Origin of the sequence: Synechococcus sp. W4D4, assembly GCF_047716805.1 — a bacterium.
Lineage (GTDB): Bacteria > Cyanobacteriota > Cyanobacteriia > PCC-6307 > Cyanobiaceae > Vulcanococcus.
The window spans coordinates 2,013,796-2,028,962 of the sequence record NZ_CP180404.1 but is presented as its reverse complement, the minus strand read 5'-3'; the positions used below and the strand labels follow the sequence as shown (position 1 = coordinate 2,028,962).

11 protein-coding genes and 1 pseudogene are annotated in these 15,167 nt (G+C 55.4%); 6 read left to right on the top strand and 6 right to left on the bottom strand.

Features of this window, described 5'->3' with window-relative positions; translation table 11 throughout:
• Positions 1-42: 42 nt before the first annotated feature.
• Complete coding sequence (locus ACLM42_RS11210) at positions 43-1,467, bottom strand: NADP-dependent isocitrate dehydrogenase (protein WP_415399136.1); 1,425 nt, start codon at positions 1,465-1,467, stop codon at positions 43-45.
• Between the two features lie 68 nt (positions 1,468-1,535).
• On the opposite strand from ACLM42_RS11210, the gene ACLM42_RS11205 reads away from it, so the two are divergent.
• The 6 genes from ACLM42_RS11205 (at position 1,536) to ACLM42_RS11180 (ending at position 9,328) form a co-directional block, all read left to right on the top strand.
• Entirely contained in the window at positions 1,536-1,979 is a 444-nt protein-coding gene (locus tag ACLM42_RS11205) for a hypothetical protein (protein ID WP_415399135.1), read from the top strand.
• 91 nt (positions 1,980-2,070) lie between these two features.
• Complete coding sequence (locus tag ACLM42_RS11200) at positions 2,071-2,784, top strand: heme oxygenase (biliverdin-producing) (protein ID WP_415399134.1); 714 nt, start codon at positions 2,071-2,073, stop codon at positions 2,782-2,784.
• Between the two features lie 10 nt (positions 2,785-2,794).
• Positions 2,795-3,832, top strand: a complete 1,038-nt coding sequence (locus ACLM42_RS11195; protein ID WP_415399133.1) for a glycosyltransferase — start codon at positions 2,795-2,797, stop codon at positions 3,830-3,832.
• Positions 3,833-3,861: 29 nt separating this feature from the next.
• Positions 3,862-5,685: an ABC transporter ATP-binding protein gene (locus tag ACLM42_RS11190; RefSeq protein ID WP_415399132.1), complete on the top strand. Its 1,824-nt coding sequence runs from the start codon at positions 3,862-3,864 to the stop codon at positions 5,683-5,685.
• On the top strand, positions 5,682-8,060 hold the full coding sequence (locus ACLM42_RS11185) for a UvrD-helicase domain-containing protein (RefSeq protein WP_415399131.1): 2,379 nt from the start codon (positions 5,682-5,684) through the stop codon (positions 8,058-8,060). Before ACLM42_RS11190 ends, ACLM42_RS11185 begins: the two co-directional genes overlap by 4 nt.
• 11 nt (positions 8,061-8,071) lie before the next feature.
• On the top strand, positions 8,072-9,328 hold the full coding sequence (locus ACLM42_RS11180) for a CCA tRNA nucleotidyltransferase (protein ID WP_415399130.1): 1,257 nt from the start codon (positions 8,072-8,074) through the stop codon (positions 9,326-9,328).
• Between the two features lie 355 nt (positions 9,329-9,683).
• Here ACLM42_RS11180 and ACLM42_RS11175 read toward each other — a convergent pair whose 3' ends face one another.
• From ACLM42_RS11175 to ACLM42_RS11155, 5 genes and pseudogenes are all read right to left on the bottom strand, one after another.
• Complete coding sequence (locus tag ACLM42_RS11175; RefSeq protein ID WP_415399129.1) at positions 9,684-11,021, bottom strand: hypothetical protein; 1,338 nt, start codon at positions 11,019-11,021, stop codon at positions 9,684-9,686.
• Between the two features lie 73 nt (positions 11,022-11,094).
• Positions 11,095-12,021 carry a hypothetical protein gene (locus ACLM42_RS11170; RefSeq protein WP_415399128.1) on the bottom strand — a complete coding sequence of 309 codons (927 nt, stop codon included), beginning with the start codon at positions 12,019-12,021 and terminating at the stop codon, positions 11,095-11,097.
• Positions 12,022-12,025: 4 nt separating this feature from the next.
• Positions 12,026-12,850, bottom strand: coding sequence for an SDR family NAD(P)-dependent oxidoreductase (locus ACLM42_RS11165; RefSeq protein ID WP_415400173.1), 825 nt, complete (start codon positions 12,848-12,850; stop codon positions 12,026-12,028).
• Positions 12,851-12,874: 24 nt separating this feature from the next.
• Positions 12,875-13,912, bottom strand: a pseudogene (gene galE, locus ACLM42_RS11160) (UDP-glucose 4-epimerase GalE); the annotation flags it as partial.
• Positions 13,913-13,942: 30 nt separating this feature from the next.
• Positions 13,943-15,160, bottom strand: a complete 1,218-nt coding sequence (locus ACLM42_RS11155) for an SGNH/GDSL hydrolase family protein (RefSeq protein WP_415399127.1) — start codon at positions 15,158-15,160, stop codon at positions 13,943-13,945.
• Positions 15,161-15,167: the final 7 nt, after the last annotated feature.

Genomic DNA, 15,167 nt, shown 5'->3' with positions numbered 1-15,167 from the left:
CAAGACCCGGCCAATTGAGGTCTGTCTTTTGAATGTCTGCTTCTAGAAGTGCTTAATCACAGCTTCGGCAAAACCACTGCAGCTCACCGGTTCCACAGGCGGTTCCATCAGTCGTGCCAGGTCATAAGTGACCTCTTGATTGGCAATGGCAGCACTGATTCCTTTGGTGACGAGATCAGCGGCTTCCTGCCAACCCATGTACTCAAGCATCATCACCCCGCTCAAGATCACTGAACCGGGGTTGATGCGATCGAGGCCCGCGTGTTTTGGCGCGGTGCCGTGGGTTGCTTCGAAAATGGCGGCGGTGTCGCCAATGTTGGCGCCAGGGGCCATGCCTAAGCCGCCGACCACTGCTGCAGCGGCGTCTGAGATGTAGTCACCGTTGAGGTTCAAGGTGGCCAGGATCGAGTAGTCAGCAGGGCGGGTTTGGATCTGCTGGAAGATGCTGTCGGCAATGCGGTCATCGACCATCACCATCTGCTTCCACTTGCCGCCGCCATGGCTGGCTCCGATGGCATCGATTACGCCCTGCACCTCAGCGCAGATCGCTTCTTTTTTTTCGGGCGTCAGGCTGCCGTAGCCCGGGTCGATCATTTTGGCGTTGGCTTCAATGCTCAGTCCAGGGTTTTGATCGGCGTTGTCCAGGATCCAGCTCTCTCGCTCCGTGACGCAGTCAGCACGGAATTCCGTCGTCGCCAGCTCATAACCCCAATCACGGAAGGCGCCTTCCGTGAATTTCATGATGTTGCCCTTGTGGACGAGCGTTACGTGGCGTTTTTTGCCCTCCATCCGCAGGGCGTGCTGGATCGCCTTGCGGATGTGGCGCTGGCTGCCGTCTTTGCTGACGGGTTTGATGCCGATGCCTGAACCCTCGGGAATCTGGCGCTTGCCGAGCTTGCCGTTGGCCGGAATCACCACCTCATTGAGGTGTTTGCGCAGCTCTTGGCCGACTGGATCGTTCGCTTCCCACTCGACACCCATATAGATGTCTTCGGTGTTCTCGCGGTAAACGATCACATCGAGGTCTTCGGGCCGCTTGTGCGGGCTGGGTGTCCCTTCGTAGTAGCGGCAAGGGCGCACGCAGGAATACAGATCAAAGATCTGCCGCAGGGCGACGTTCAGCGACCGGATTCCACCTCCGACCGGGGTGGTCAGAGGTCCCTTGATGGCAACGCCGTACTGACGCACGGCTTCTAGCGTGTCCTCAGGCAAGTACTGATAAGTCCCGTAGAGGTCGCAGGCCTCATCTCCTGCATAGACCTTGAACCATTCGATACGTCGCTCTCCGCCGTAGGCCTTTGCGATCGCAGCATCCAGCACCTTCTGGGTGGCTGGCCAGATGTCAACACCGGTGCCATCACCACGGATGAAGGGAACGATTGGATCGTTGGGAACGATGGGCTGACCGTTCTCGAAGCGAATGGCCGTTCCTTGTTTGGGGGCGGTGAGCTTCTCGAAGGTCGCCATGGCTGCGGCACAACACTGAAGGTGAGCCTAGGTTTCGGCGAACCAGGGATCTGCAGCCGGAGGCACGCATGAACGCAGGCGACCAGGCTCGATCGCTCGAGCTGGCTCAGCTGATCGCTTCTGTGGCCGGGCTGTTTCGTCAGTACTTCCCCGATGCCCGGGCCAATTTGCGTCCCTGGCGGGATGATCCGCAGACCCGCGCCTTTGAGGATGAGCAGACCCTTGACCTGTCGTTTCATCTCCCCGGCTGGAGTCCCCGCAGCCAGTGCCGCTCTTTTCTTCTGCAGCTGAGCCTGTCTGGAGGTGTTGCCAGTGCCAAGCCAAGACTTCTGGGGGTCACCATTCGAGGTTTGACCTACGAGAGTGAGCGCTGGAGGCTCACGACCCTGGGGGAGTGGCTCCCCGCCGGGACCCATCCGCCGGTTGAGTCCGTGACCCTCAAGCTCAAGCAGTTCTGCGCCGAGCTCTTCGACCTCTTTGAGCCAGGAGCGAGCGAAGCCGACGTGGCGTAACCCTTCGCAACCTTGGGCTCATCCACGTCAACGTTCCCCTTACTTTGATTCTCCTGACCGTGCTCCACAGCACGACCACGATTTCAAGGACATGTCTGTCGCTCTTGCTGCCCAGTTGCGTGAAGGGACCAAGAAGTCCCACACCATGGCCGAGAACACTGGCTTCGTGAGCTGCTTCCTCAAGGGCGTGGTGGATAAGGCCAGCTACCGCAAGCTGGTGGCCGACCTCTACTTCGTCTACGGGGCGATGGAGGACGAGTTCGCCCGCTTGAAAGACAACCCGGTCCTTGCCCCGATTGCGTTCGAACAGCTGAACCGTCGTGAGGCCCTTGAGAAGGACCTGGCCTATTACTTCGGCTCGGATTGGAAGCAGAACATTCAGCCGTCGCCTTCCGCCAGCGTCTATGTCGAGCGCATTCACCAGGTGGCTAAGGAGTCACCCGAGCTGCTTGTAGGTCACCACTACACCCGCTACCTCGGCGACCTCTCCGGTGGTCAGATCCTGAAGAACATCGCCCAGAAGGCCATGAACCTTGGAGGAGACGACGGTCTCCACTTCTATGAATTCGATGCCATCTCAGACGAGAAGGCCTTTAAGGGCACCTACCGCTCCGCGATGGACACCCTGCCAATCGATCAGCCTATGGCCGACCGGATTGTGGAAGAAGCCAACGAGGCGTTTCACTTGAACATGAACATGTTCAAGGAGTTGGAGGGCAACCTCGTCGCCGCGATTGGCAAAGTGCTCTTCGGCTTCCTGACCCGCCGCCAGCGCACCGGTAGCACGGAGACTGTGGCTGCCTAGTCGCCCCGCCTTGCGTCCCCTTCGCTTCTTAGTTCCCGGGACGACCGGTCGCTTTCGCTGCGGCGGGCTTCTCGTTGAGCTCCAGACCGCTCGGATGTTGTCTGGTCTGGGCCCCGTTGAAGTGGTGACATATCGCCAGCGAGAACAGGGTCGTCCTTTTCTGGCGAATTTGCTTCGGGATGAGCCCCTCCCAGGTGGAGCGGGTGCTGCGCTTTGGATCGTGAGTTGGGGGTTTGACGTTCCTTGGTTGCTGCGGCAACTCAAAGGCCATGCCTGCGCCTATCACGCCCACAGCAGTGGCTATGGCTTTTCCTTGCCCCCTGGTGTGCCTGTGCTGGCGGTGAGTCGGAACACCCTGGGTTACTGGGGTGATCAGGCCCCACGAAATCCGCTTTGGCTGGTCCCCAATGCCCTTGGCTCCGAGTGGCTCGAGCGTGGACAGCGCACTGGAGCGGGCGAGCGCAGCATCGATGTCCTCATCCAGTTGCGTAAGAACAGTGCCTATGTCCTGAAGCAGCTGGTCCCCGCGCTGCAGGCCACGGGTTTGCGTGTTGAGGTTCAGTCCGGATGGGTCGATGACCTGGTGGATCTCTTCAACAGCGCCAAGGTGGTGCTCTACGACTCGGCGGATTACTGGCGTGGTCGCGGAGTTACTGAGGGCTTTGGCCTGCCCCCCTTGGAGGCCCTGGCCTGCGGATGCGTGGTGTTCAGCAGTTTCAACCATGCGTTGGCCGACACCTTGGATCCAGGACGGATGGGTCACCAGTTGGGATCGGGCACGTTGGCGGCAGATCTTGAGGCGATCAGCGCCGCGGTGAGTGATCCAGCTTCCTGGAGGCCCGATCAATCAGATCTGACAGCTCTTTTGGCGTCCGCCAACGAGGCGGAGCTCCTGACGCGTTGGCGGCAGGCGCTCGAGGCGGTCAATCAGCACTGGGATCGGATTTTTGCCGGGGAGCCTGCGCTGAAGGCTCCAGCGCGGTGGAGACTTCTGCTGCAGGCGAAACTCAGGCCAATCGGTTCGCTGGCTGGCCGTTTGAGGCCGTAGCTCTTGGCTTAGAGCCATAGTTTGTTGGCATGCGCAGCCGAACCCTCGATCAGCTACGCCACCTGCTGAATCACTTGCCGCGGCGGCGGCGGTCGGCGTTGTGGATGTTGGTGCCTCTCTCGGTGGTGCCCGGCGTGATCGATTTGGCCTCCGTCGCGGTCATCGCCCGACTGACCGGTTCCTTGGTGGATTCCGATCTTGAGGATCGGTTGCCGGGGATTCATGTCTTTGGTGGGGACAGCATCAACCAGAGCGTCTGGATGATCCTGGTCTTCATTCTCTTGGCTTGGGGAGCATCACTGTCAAAGATCTCGCTGAAGTATTTTCAGCAGCGTCTTTCTGCTGGAATCTGGCGGGATATCTCGAATGAAGTTCATTCAAGACTGCTGCAGCAGCCCTTTGAATATCACTTGGGTAAAAGTACGGCTGACCTGAGTTCTCAGTTATTGAGCAACTTGAACCGCGTTGCCATCAATGTTGTTACTCCGATTCTGCAGATTCTTAGCGCGTCTGTTTCGATCGTGCTCTTGTCGATCGGAATCTTGTTTGTTGGCCGCTGGCTGGCCGTTGTTCTGGTAGTCAGCTTGGTGTTGGCCTACAGCGTCATCTCCAGCAGCGTTACCCCCAGGCTCCGCCATGGCTTTCGGCAGAAGATGCGGCTGGAGGCGGAATCAACCAATATTTTATTTGAGTCTTTGGGCTCGATTCGCGATATTCAACTTAGTGGCTCTGAGCCCTATTTCGAGCGTCAGTTTCAAGTCTCTGGAGAGAAGGCGCGTCGCTTCGCTTGGATGACCGAGTGGCTCCCGGATCTGCCTCGCGGCTTGATCGAGCCCTTTGGGATCACGATGATTTTTGCGGTGGGAGCCCTGCCTGCTCTGCTGAGTGGAAATCAGAACGAGGTCAGGGCGATCTTGCCTTTTCTGGCCACCATCGCCGTCGCTGCCCTTCGCCTGACGCCGCCTCTGCAGGATGCGTTCCGATCCTTGACCCAGTTGCGGGGGGGACTCCCCCTTCTGGATGGGGCCTTGGCCTTGCTCGATTTGCCAGCTGATCGCCCGACCCAGCGAACCCCCGGTGTTCCCTCTGCTGCAGGTGTGTTCCCACGGAACACCATTCGCCTTCACGACGTCTGGTACCGCTACCCCCATTCCGATGACTGGGTTTTGAAGGGGGTCAACCTTTCGATTCCGGTGGGCTCTCGCATTGCCCTGGTCGGCAGTACCGGCAGCGGCAAAACCACGACCGCCAACATCCTCTTGGGATTGCTGCCTCCCAGTCGCGGTGCCTTGGATCTCGATGGGATTCCAGTGGAATGTCTCGATGTCCCGGCCTGGCAGGCCAACTGTGCTCAGGTGCCCCAGTCGATCAATCTGCTCAATGGCAGTGTTCTTGAGAACGTTGCCTTTGGGGAGCCCATTGACCAGGTCAAATCCGACCAGGTTTGGGAGGTCTTAGAAGCGGCCCAGCTCCAGGACTTTGTGGCTGAACTTCCCTACGGCTTGCACACCCAGGTTGGCGAGAACGGTCTGCGCCTCTCCGGTGGTCAGCGTCAACGATTGGCCTTGGCTAGGGCGTTCTACCGCCAGGCCAGCTTTTTGGTTCTGGATGAGGCAACAAGTGCCTTGGACAACCGTACGGAGTCGGAGGTGATCGAAGCCCTCGAGGTGATCGGCCGCCGTTGCACCACGGTCGTCATCGCCCACAGGCTCAGTACCGTTCAGCGCTGCGATCGCATCTACGAGTTCCACAACGGCAGCGTGAAGGCCTACGGCAGCTACACCGAATTGAAAGAGCGGTCTGAGAGTTTCAGGGAGCTGGCGATGCTTGAGCAGCAACAGGCGGCTTCATGAGTTTTCTGGCTGGTCTGAATGACGCCCAGCGCAAGGCGGTGGATCACCATGAAGGTCCATTGCTGGTGGTGGCTGGTGCGGGCAGCGGTAAGACCCGCGCTCTGACCCACCGCATCGCCCACATGATTGGGCAGCACGGCGTTGATCCAGCGGAGTTGCTGGCTGTCACCTTCACGAATAAGGCTGCTCGCGAGATGAAGGAGCGTCTAGAGCTGCTTCTGGCTCAGAAGCTCGCGCAGAGTCAGTTTGGACAGCCGTGGAGCACGTTGGCTGCCGTTGATCAGCGGCAGTTGCGCTCGCGGATCTACCGCGAGGTCATCAAAGACCTCTGGATTGGCACTTTCCACGCGCTCTTCGCGCGGTTGCTCCGGTTTGACATCGACAAGTTCCGAGATCCAGAGGGGCTGACCTGGACCCGTCAGTTCTCGATCTACGACGAGGGGGATACCCAGAGCCTGGTCAAGGAGATCGTCACCCAGGAGCTGGGGCTGGATCCCAAGCGTTTTGAGCCTAAGAAGGTGCGCTGGGCGATCAGCAACGCCAAGAACCAGGGTTGGATGCCAGAGCAGCTTGAAGCTGACGCGGGCGGGCAGCGCGGCAAGTTGATGGCTGAAACCTACCGGCGCTATCGGCGTGCGTTAGCCGCGAACAACGCACTTGATTTCGACGACCTGCTGCTGCTACCGGTTCAGTTGCTGCGCCAGAACGAGCAGGTTCGCAACTACTGGCACCGGCGTTTTCGCCATGTGCTGGTGGATGAGTACCAAGACACCAACCGCACGCAATACGACCTGATCAAGCTTCTGGTGACCGATGGCCGGGATCCTGAAGTCTTTGACGACTGGGCTGGTCGCTCGGTTTTTGTGGTGGGTGATGCCGATCAGAGCATCTACAGCTTCCGAGCCGCTGATTTCACGATCCTGATGGGTTTTCAGGATGACTTTGGTGATGGCGCCCCCGATGAAGCCACCCAGACCATGGTCAAGTTGGAGGAAAACTATCGCTCCACGGCCACCATTCTTGAAGCCGCGAATGTTCTGATCGCCAACAACAGCGAGCGTATCGACAAGGTCTTGCGGCCCACCCGCGGTGAGGGAGAGCTGCTCACCCTGACCCGTTGTGATGATGAGATAGCTGAGGCAGAAGCGGTGGTTCACCGCATGCGAATTCTGGATGCGGCCCATCCGGATTTGAGCTGGGGCGATATGGCTGTGCTGTATCGGACCAATGCCCAGTCCCGCGCGATGGAGGAATCCCTGGTGCGTTGGGGCATTCCCTATGTGGTGGTTGGCGGTCTCCGCTTCTACGACCGGCGTGAGATCAAAGACATGCTGGCGTATCTCAAATTGTTGGTGAATCCCGCTGACACGGTGAGCTTGCTTCGGGTCTTGAACACACCGAAGCGCGGGATTGGTAAGACCACGATTGAACGGCTGACGGATGCCGCGAATCAACTCGGCATTCCGCTCTGGGATGTGGTTAGCGACCCGGAGGCTGTTCGCTCTCTTGGAGGTCGTTCAGCCAAAGGACTGCTTCAGTTCTGTGAGTTGATCAACAACCTGAAGGAACGCTCTGAAGACGCGGCTCCATCGGAGCTGGTTCAGCTGGCCATGGAGAAGAGCGGTTACGTCGCCGAGTTGATCGCTGCTGGAACGGATGAGGCGGAAGACCGGCGCCGCAACCTGAACGAATTGGTCAACGCGGCACTGCAGTATCAAGAGGAAAACGAAGAGGGCTCCCTCGAGGAGTTCTTGGCGTCCGCTGCCCTGGCGAGTGATGCCGACAGCAAGGACACGGAACAGGACCGGGTCACGTTGATGACGTTGCACGCCAGCAAAGGCCTGGAGTTCCCCGTGGTCTTTTTGGTGGGCATGGAGCAGGGTCTTTTCCCCAGCTACCGCTCCTTGGAGGACCCTGCGGCGATGGAGGAGGAGCGCCGCCTCTGTTACGTGGGAATAACCCGTGCGAAAGAGCGTCTGTTCCTCTCCCATGCCAGCGAGCGCCGTCTCTGGGGCGGCATGCGAGAGCCTGCGGTTCCGTCTGTGTTCCTCTCTGAGCTCCCGGAGGCCTTGGTGCAAGGCGATATTCCCCGCAGCGGCGGTGCAGCCATCCGCCGTGAACAGCGGCTGGATCGGCTCACCCGTGTTGACCGTCCGGGTTCAGGTTCTGGTTCATCACAGCCAGCGAACGCCGTCCGTCGGCGAGCTCCTGCTCGGACCTGGTCCGTTGGCGACCGTGTGCGGCATAGCTCCTTTGGGGAAGGTCAGGTCACGCATTTGTTTGGGAGCGGCGAAAAGATCTCGTTGGCGGTCAAGTTCGAGGGCATGGGGCCGAAGATCCTTGATCCGCGCCTCGCTCCGATCGAGCCCTTATAGGTAGGTGCGCGATGGAGATTCCTGACGTCCCCAGGCCCCTTCTGGAGGCCTTGACTCAGGCGGCCGCTGGCGAGCGCTGCGCTCTTGTCGGTGGCGTGGTGCGTGATCTCCTGCTGCACCGCCACCACGAAGATCCCTGGCGCGGTCTACCCGATTTGGACATCGTCGTTGAGGGTCGCGCGGCTGATCTGGTTCAGCGTCTCCCCCATGCGTTGGAGTGCCAGTTCGGTTTCTTGATCCCCCTCAGCCTTCAAGAGCACGGAGCGTTTGGCACCTTCGAGTTGGAGCTGGAGCTTCCCGCTGAATTCGGTGGCACCTGGCTCTTGGATGTCGCCTCTGCCCGCCAGGAGAAATATCCCGAACCAGGGGAGAACCCCACTGTTCGACTTGGAAGCCTGAGGGATGACCTGGCTCGCCGTGACTTCACGGTGAATGCCATGGCCTTGGAGCTCGTCAGTGGGGAGCTGCTTGATCTGCACCACGGTCAATCCGACCTGTCAGCACGTCAACTGAACTTGTTGCACCCCAGCAGCCTTAGGGATGACCCGACGCGCTGGGTCCGCGGGGCTCGCTACGCGGCTCGGCTTGGCTTTCAGTTCTCGACAGCGGCTCAGCAACAAGCCCTGAGCACCCTGAGTCAGTGGCCCTGGATTTGGCTGCCTGGTGATGATCCTGGCCAGGCCCCACCGGCTTTGGGGACGCGTCTGCGCATGGAGCTGGAACTGCTGTTCCAGCGAGAGCCATGGCGGGTGGCAGTGCAGGTGCTTCAGCAGACAGGAGGATTGGCTCTGCTCGACACCCAGTTGCAGCAGGATGCCTCATGGGCCGGTCGTCTCCACTGGGCTCAGCGCTTGGCAGTGCCTTTGTTGCCGGCTCTGGTTGCAGGGGCTGCTGATCCTTTGGGTTTAGCGGAACGGCTGCAGTTGCCGCACCGTCAACACAAGCTCTTGGTGCAACTGCAGGATTTGAAGAACCGACTCAACGCAGTCCCGACCGATGCACGGCTCCCCTCGTGGTGGGCTGAGTTTTTAGAAGCGCCTGGGCTTAGTTCTGAGGCAGTGGCTTTGGCCATCTCGTTGCGTGGCCCCCACTGGCATTCACTGCTGCGTTGGTGGGGCCGCTGGCGGCATGTGCGTTCACCGATAGCTGCCCAGGTCTTGATGAAGGAAGAGGGACTTCGTACTGGTAAAGACTTGGGATCTAGGTTGAACGAATTACGAAAAAATGAAATAGACAGGATTGAAAACCTTTCCCGCAATAAAAGTTGATTGATATTCAACTTGCTCCTGAGCCTCTTTCCAAGATTATAGCGACAATTAAGCCAAAACCATCATCAAGCATCTTTCTGGCGCGTATTCGTGCTTCACTGAAAGACAAGACACAGTTGTACAATGACTAATCTGCAATAGTTAATTTTATTGTGCTAGAAGCTCTCCAGTTAGAAGGCTCATGATAAATAACTGTAATCTTCAAGGGCTCTTTTGTGGCGTTAATAGTTGGCGGCTATCGAAAGAGCCATGCATCGATTGGAGGTTAGGTTATTATGGATCTTAATTAGCAGGTAAGCAGTTAATTGTGTTGACATTGTGAGCATACTGCAAAAACCGCAAACGAAAAGCAGCTTCAACGGGCGGCAAACTTGTTCATTGAATACTGTTCAATAAAAAGGACGATATTATAGGAAAGATGCAATATGAAAAGGGTTGCTAAAAAGCCAATCATGTTAAGAGGTGGCTGGTCAGTTTTCCTAAGCATCATCAGAGCTACTAAGACTGCTTCCAGAACAAGTGTCAATGTTAAAGCAAAAGTTACTTTGATACCCTGGGATTGCGCATACATTTGGGGCGCCAGGTATAGTTGCGGAACCTGTATAAGAGCATACGCAATCATGAGCACAAAAACCAAGTGTGAAGCACTTCCAAGATATGCAGGGTTTAATCCTTTGAGTGCCAGAATAATCACTAGGCATGCACCAAGAATCATAGCCATAACGAAAACATAAAAATATAGATACTGCCTTGATTTAGACGAAAACTCTCTCTTACTATGAATTGATACCTGAAAATCTCTGTATGTCCTGACATAAAATAATGAACCTGCCACTGCCGGCCATATACTGAAGAGAGGCAGTAATGTCATTGCTGACTTATAATCAATCTCTTTTGTTAAGAAGGAGAGTGCGAATGGAGAAAGGCCGAGCGAAAGCATATTCAAGTATGAATTAATGGCCGGTAAGGCCAAAAACTCTCGCAATGAGTAAGATTCTCGCTCTTTAACGATGCACTCTCTTAGCCACCCCACCCCACTCAATGTTGATAGCTTAGATTTATTTAAGAATCCTTCACCAATTAACTTTTTACGGGCTTGGAGGCTTGAATAGACGAGACCACCACCAAAGATAATCCACGCCAAAAGCCAAAATAAAATACCTAGGCTATTAGCACAATACGAATTAGCGGAACATGATCTATCTGCAGAAAGAACAACGCTAATAGTCAGAAAGCATATTGAAGCGATCGCAAACGGAATTTGTTTGCGATATATGAATGAAGGCTCTCCTAGTGCATAGACCAAAAAGTTAAAGCCAAGCATAAAGTTTGCAGCGATCATCACCCCGCAGATCAAGCCAATAGGCATAATCCATGTAGTTAGACCCAACCCAAATAATAAGCTAAAACCATAGGCAATTACTGGCGCAAGAACAAGCAAAAACCACTTCTGAGATGCCCAGCTGAAAGCACTCTTCGATAATAGAATTTGCTTCTCAACCGTAGACGACTTAAATATCTGCTTGTTATAGCGCTTTATTGCGTATACTGGTCTTCCCGGCGCAAGCAGATCCAGATAGCCAAATGTTGAAAGAATAAAAACAATAAAAGTTGCTTCGGATATGGATACAGTATTCGAATATACGATGTATGGGGAAAGCGTATTTAATAGTATCTTGGCTGTGTAAGACAAAGACTTAGCAGTTGTATATCTTAGCTTCTCGCTATTGGATGCTCTTAATACGAAGTTCATTTTGACGGCATGTCTAGCGCAGTTTTGACAGTGCTGATTTAAGACTGTCTTGGACTTGTATTGGAATTAATCTAGAAATAACAGTTACAAACGATGCAGTCAAATGAAATCTTACGCCTTCAATAAATACCGGTCGTCTCCGGTCATACTGTGTCGTTGGGCACCAAAACTTACCATCTAGGGAGTCTTCTAATTTCCCCGACCCTTGGTTTGAAGGAATTGAAAAAAGGCGTATATTCTCAATAACCTTCTCGGTGAGCCTGCCTTGCAAAATCGATACTGAGTTGTTCCTTTTTGCCATAACCTCAGGCAAGAATTCAAAGCTAATACTGTGCCTGCTTTTCAAGCATGGATTCCTACCGTGAATGCCATATCCGTTGAACAGCACCAAGTCGCCCGCATGCCCAGTGCATTCATATATATCAAAACTATGATTTCTAGAGTTGTAGTAGTGATTGCAATCGTGCTTTGCAGTATGAGATCCAACTGCGTATCGAAATGCTCCTGAATGAGCATCGCTGTCTGACAAGTAAAGTATTGCCCTGAACATCCCAAAACTGCACAGATCAAGGTTATCAGAATGGAGTCGCAATTCTTTTGAGTCATGATCGCAAGCAGCGCTCAGCATTGTCAGCTTAAAGTTAGGCTCTAATTCGGTAGGGATGCTTAGGTTCAGAACTCTAGATATATCTATCGCATCTTCAAGTAGGTTTCGAGAGTGCAATGTATTTGCCGCATCGGGGATATCAAATGAAACTCGCCCTAATGCACTCAGCCTGATAGAAGCGGCGTGTCGCGTCAATGCAAATCTTTTTGATGCGAGAAGATTCAGTTCAGACTGTAAAGCGCATGCATCAGGCTTGCTAATGAAGCCTTTGATAATTGTGACTCCTTGCTTTTGAAGCTCTTCCGCATGATGCTGGATCTTTTCTGTTGTCATGGATTTACCTTTGAAGAGCATTTTTAATCCCTTTGAAAAGAAGTAGTGTTTTTTTGATTCCTAATCGCCATAGTAGGATTGCAGCACGATTGTCTAACCCTAGCACTACTTCGCCAGCTCTTTCGTCGTCTATAAGGCTTATTATCTTCATAGCGGCCTCCTCCGAACTGATAACGCGAGGCCACTTTTGTTTGGACGGGTTGAAACCTGAGCTCTGGTGGAATGAGGAGTTGACAGTTCCTGGATGAACAACCAAAAGTCGAGGGACATTCTTTCCTCTCTCTTTTCTTATAGATTCCGAGAGATAGCGTAAGTATGCTTTTGATGCGGAATAAACTGAGTTGTTGCTGGTTCCATATCCCGCCGAAAGAGAGCAAGTTGATCCCAATACAACTATGTACGACTTTTTCGTGAGTAATTTCCATAAGGAATTCAACATAATGCTTGGGGAGCCTACGCATGCCTGAATATGGTTCTGAATGGCTTCATGTGAAAAGTCGCCAAACAGCCCAGGCAGGCTTTCTCCGGCATTGCTGATGATGCCGGCCAAGTGGACATGTCTTGAGATAATTTGCTCGCATGCGGTGGTGACTGACGCGTAGTCGGAAAGATCGCACTTGATGATCATTGTGCTGATTCCACTCGGTTTCAGCTCCTCTTGAAGCTCGTCAAGTTTTTCCTGGTTGCGGGCTACTAAAACTAGATTGGATTTTCTATGTGCCAGGGCCAAGCAAATAGACTTTCCTACCCCCGAGGTCGGACCGGTAACAAGAACATATTCTTTTGTGTCGCGACGGCTTAATCCTTGATGCTCTAAGTCTGTTTCCATGATTTTCGCGTTTTGGTAGTGGCTCTCTTGTGAGTAGCCATGCGGGTTCTTTGATTGCCAATTCCAGCCATCGCGGCAGATCTCTTCCAGCGATCGCTTTGTCTGCCACCCCAGTACGCGATTGGCCAAGGACGGGTCGGCCACGGTGGTTGCGGCATCTCCCGGGCGTCGCTCGCCGAGTTGGTAAGCCACCGGTCTGCTTGAGGCCTTCTCAAAGGCTTGGACCACCTCCAAGACGGAATGCCCCTGACCGCTGCCCAGATTGACGGTGAGCAACTGGGATCCCTGTTCCATGAGGTGCTGAACGGTGGCGAGGTGCCCCTCGGCCAGGTCCATGACGTGGATGTAGTCCCGGACACCTGTGCCATCGGGGGTTGGCCAGTCGCTTCCAAAAACTTGGAGCTCTTGCCTACGTCCAACCGCCACTTGAGAGACGAAGGGGAACAGGTTGTTGGGAATGCCGTTGGGGTCTTCGCCGATCTGTCCGCTGGGATGGGCTCCGACGGGGTTGAAGTAGCGCAACCGCGCGATCCGCCAACCCGGTTCGCTGCGGCTGAGGTCCTCCAGCATTTGTTCCACAGCGGCCTTCGTGAAGCCGTATGGGTTGATGGGCCGGACGGGATCGTCTTCAGTAACGGGGACACGCTTTGGCAGGCCGTAGAGAGTGGCGCTGCTGCTGAAGGCGAGGGTCCGGCAGTTCTCCTCCTGCATGACAGAGAGCAGGGCTTGACTGCCGGCGACATTCACATCCCAGTAGCGCAGCGGCTCGCGTACGGACTCGCCCACGGCCTTGAGGCCGGCGAAATGGATGACTGCGTCGACGCCTTTCCCCGCTCGGAACCCTTTGCGTAGGTCGCTTTTGCTTCTGATGTCTCCTTCCACAACCTGGAGTCGCGGCGAGCTGCCCTCCAGATTCGCGAGTTGACGGACGCGCTTGAGCGATTCAGGGGAGCTGTTGCTGAAGTCATCCAGCACAACGAGATCGTGACCGGCCTCCAGCAACACCAGGCAGGTGTGGCTGCCGATAAAGCCTGCTCCGCCTGTGATCAGCAGTTGTGCCAAGGGGCTTTTGTGCTCCGCGTTGTGTTGGATTCAACCATTGATCATGGGCAGGTCCAGGGAGCAGAGCTTTCTGGCAAGAACGGTTGCGGCTGCTTTGTGCCCCTCTCTGTTCCAATGGCCGTAGCCAGGTCCAGGTTTTTGTCCGGCAAAACCATGGGCAATTAAGCCTTCCTGATCCGCCTGTTGCTGCAGCTCCTTGGCAAGTGGCAGATAAGGGATGCCATCGGCTTGCAGGAGGGCTGCGAGCTGCTTCTCCGGTTTGAACCAGTCCAGACTGTGGATGGTCGTTTGAGTCCGTCGCTCCTCTGGCATGGGCCACAGCTGGGGCGGCGTGGTCACACTAGTGACCACGAGCTGGCTGCCAGCGATTTGGGCTTCTTGCTTCCAAGTTTTCAGGATGGCCCTCAAAACATCCCACCCTGGCTTTAGGTCGCTTGAATTCTTCCCGTAGAGCTTCGTTCCATCAGGACCGAGTGGGAAAAAGGTGCAGCCCGTACTGTCGCACTCTTCTCCAGCCCTAGCGTTCGCCAAATTTTTGAGTTGGTTGATGAGTTGGGCTAGGCGGCTCCAATTCAGGATCCAATCACTTAATCGACCTGTCCAAAACTGTCTGAAGCGATAGTCCGGGCTGTTGCGGAAGGCGTTGTTACGGCTGAGTTGTCCTTGAACAACGGAAAACGTTGGGGCAGCGCCACTACCGCGTTCGGCCTGAATGTTGTCCCTGAGGTCGTTTTCGAAGTAGATGGCGTGAACGACCACTTCCGGTTGAAAGCGCTGAGCGTCTTTTTGCCAGGTCAGCCAGCTCTGCCCCGTTCCGTAACCCCCGACTCCGAAATTCAGGGTTTCAGCGCCTTTGGGAAACCCTTTCAGTAGACGACAGTCCGGCACCCCTGCCATCGCCGCGGGTAGTCGATTCACCCAGGTTTGTTCCAGTGGCACCTGGAGTGCTTCGGTGAAGGAATCGCCAAGGACAGCAATGCGCAAAACGCCCGGCTCCTTCACCAAGGCCCATTCCCTGTCTCGATAGCCTTGGGCATTCGTGCGTACCGGAGCTGATCCCTCTTGGCTCCAGTGGGTGCGCACGTTGGCTTTGAGGGTCCAGCCGCGATCGGCATCAGTGCGGTAAAGCCTGGGGGCCTCAATGCCAAGGAGACGGCAGCCCAACTCCAAGGCCGCCACTGAGAAGGCCACTGAGCCCAGCAGTAGTGCTGCAGCTTGTCGCCGCGAGGTGTGGGGTTGTCCAGTCACCCCATCA

Coding starts and splice junctions, on each gene's coding strand:
- ACLM42_RS11210 (WP_415399136.1), bottom strand. CDS start 1,467: ATGGCGACCTTCGAGAAGCTCACCGCCCCCAAACAAGGAACGGCCATT.
- ACLM42_RS11205 (WP_415399135.1), top strand. CDS start 1,536: ATGAACGCAGGCGACCAGGCTCGATCGCTCGAGCTGGCTCAGCTGATC.
- ACLM42_RS11200 (WP_415399134.1), top strand. CDS start 2,071: ATGTCTGTCGCTCTTGCTGCCCAGTTGCGTGAAGGGACCAAGAAGTCC.
- ACLM42_RS11190 (WP_415399132.1), top strand. CDS start 3,862: ATGCGCAGCCGAACCCTCGATCAGCTACGCCACCTGCTGAATCACTTG.
- ACLM42_RS11185 (WP_415399131.1), top strand. CDS start 5,682: ATGAGTTTTCTGGCTGGTCTGAATGACGCCCAGCGCAAGGCGGTGGAT.
- ACLM42_RS11180 (WP_415399130.1), top strand. CDS start 8,072: ATGGAGATTCCTGACGTCCCCAGGCCCCTTCTGGAGGCCTTGACTCAG.
- ACLM42_RS11170 (WP_415399128.1), bottom strand. CDS start 12,021: ATGACAACAGAAAAGATCCAGCATCATGCGGAAGAGCTTCAAAAGCAA.
- ACLM42_RS11165 (WP_415400173.1), bottom strand. CDS start 12,850: ATGGAAACAGACTTAGAGCATCAAGGATTAAGCCGTCGCGACACAAAA.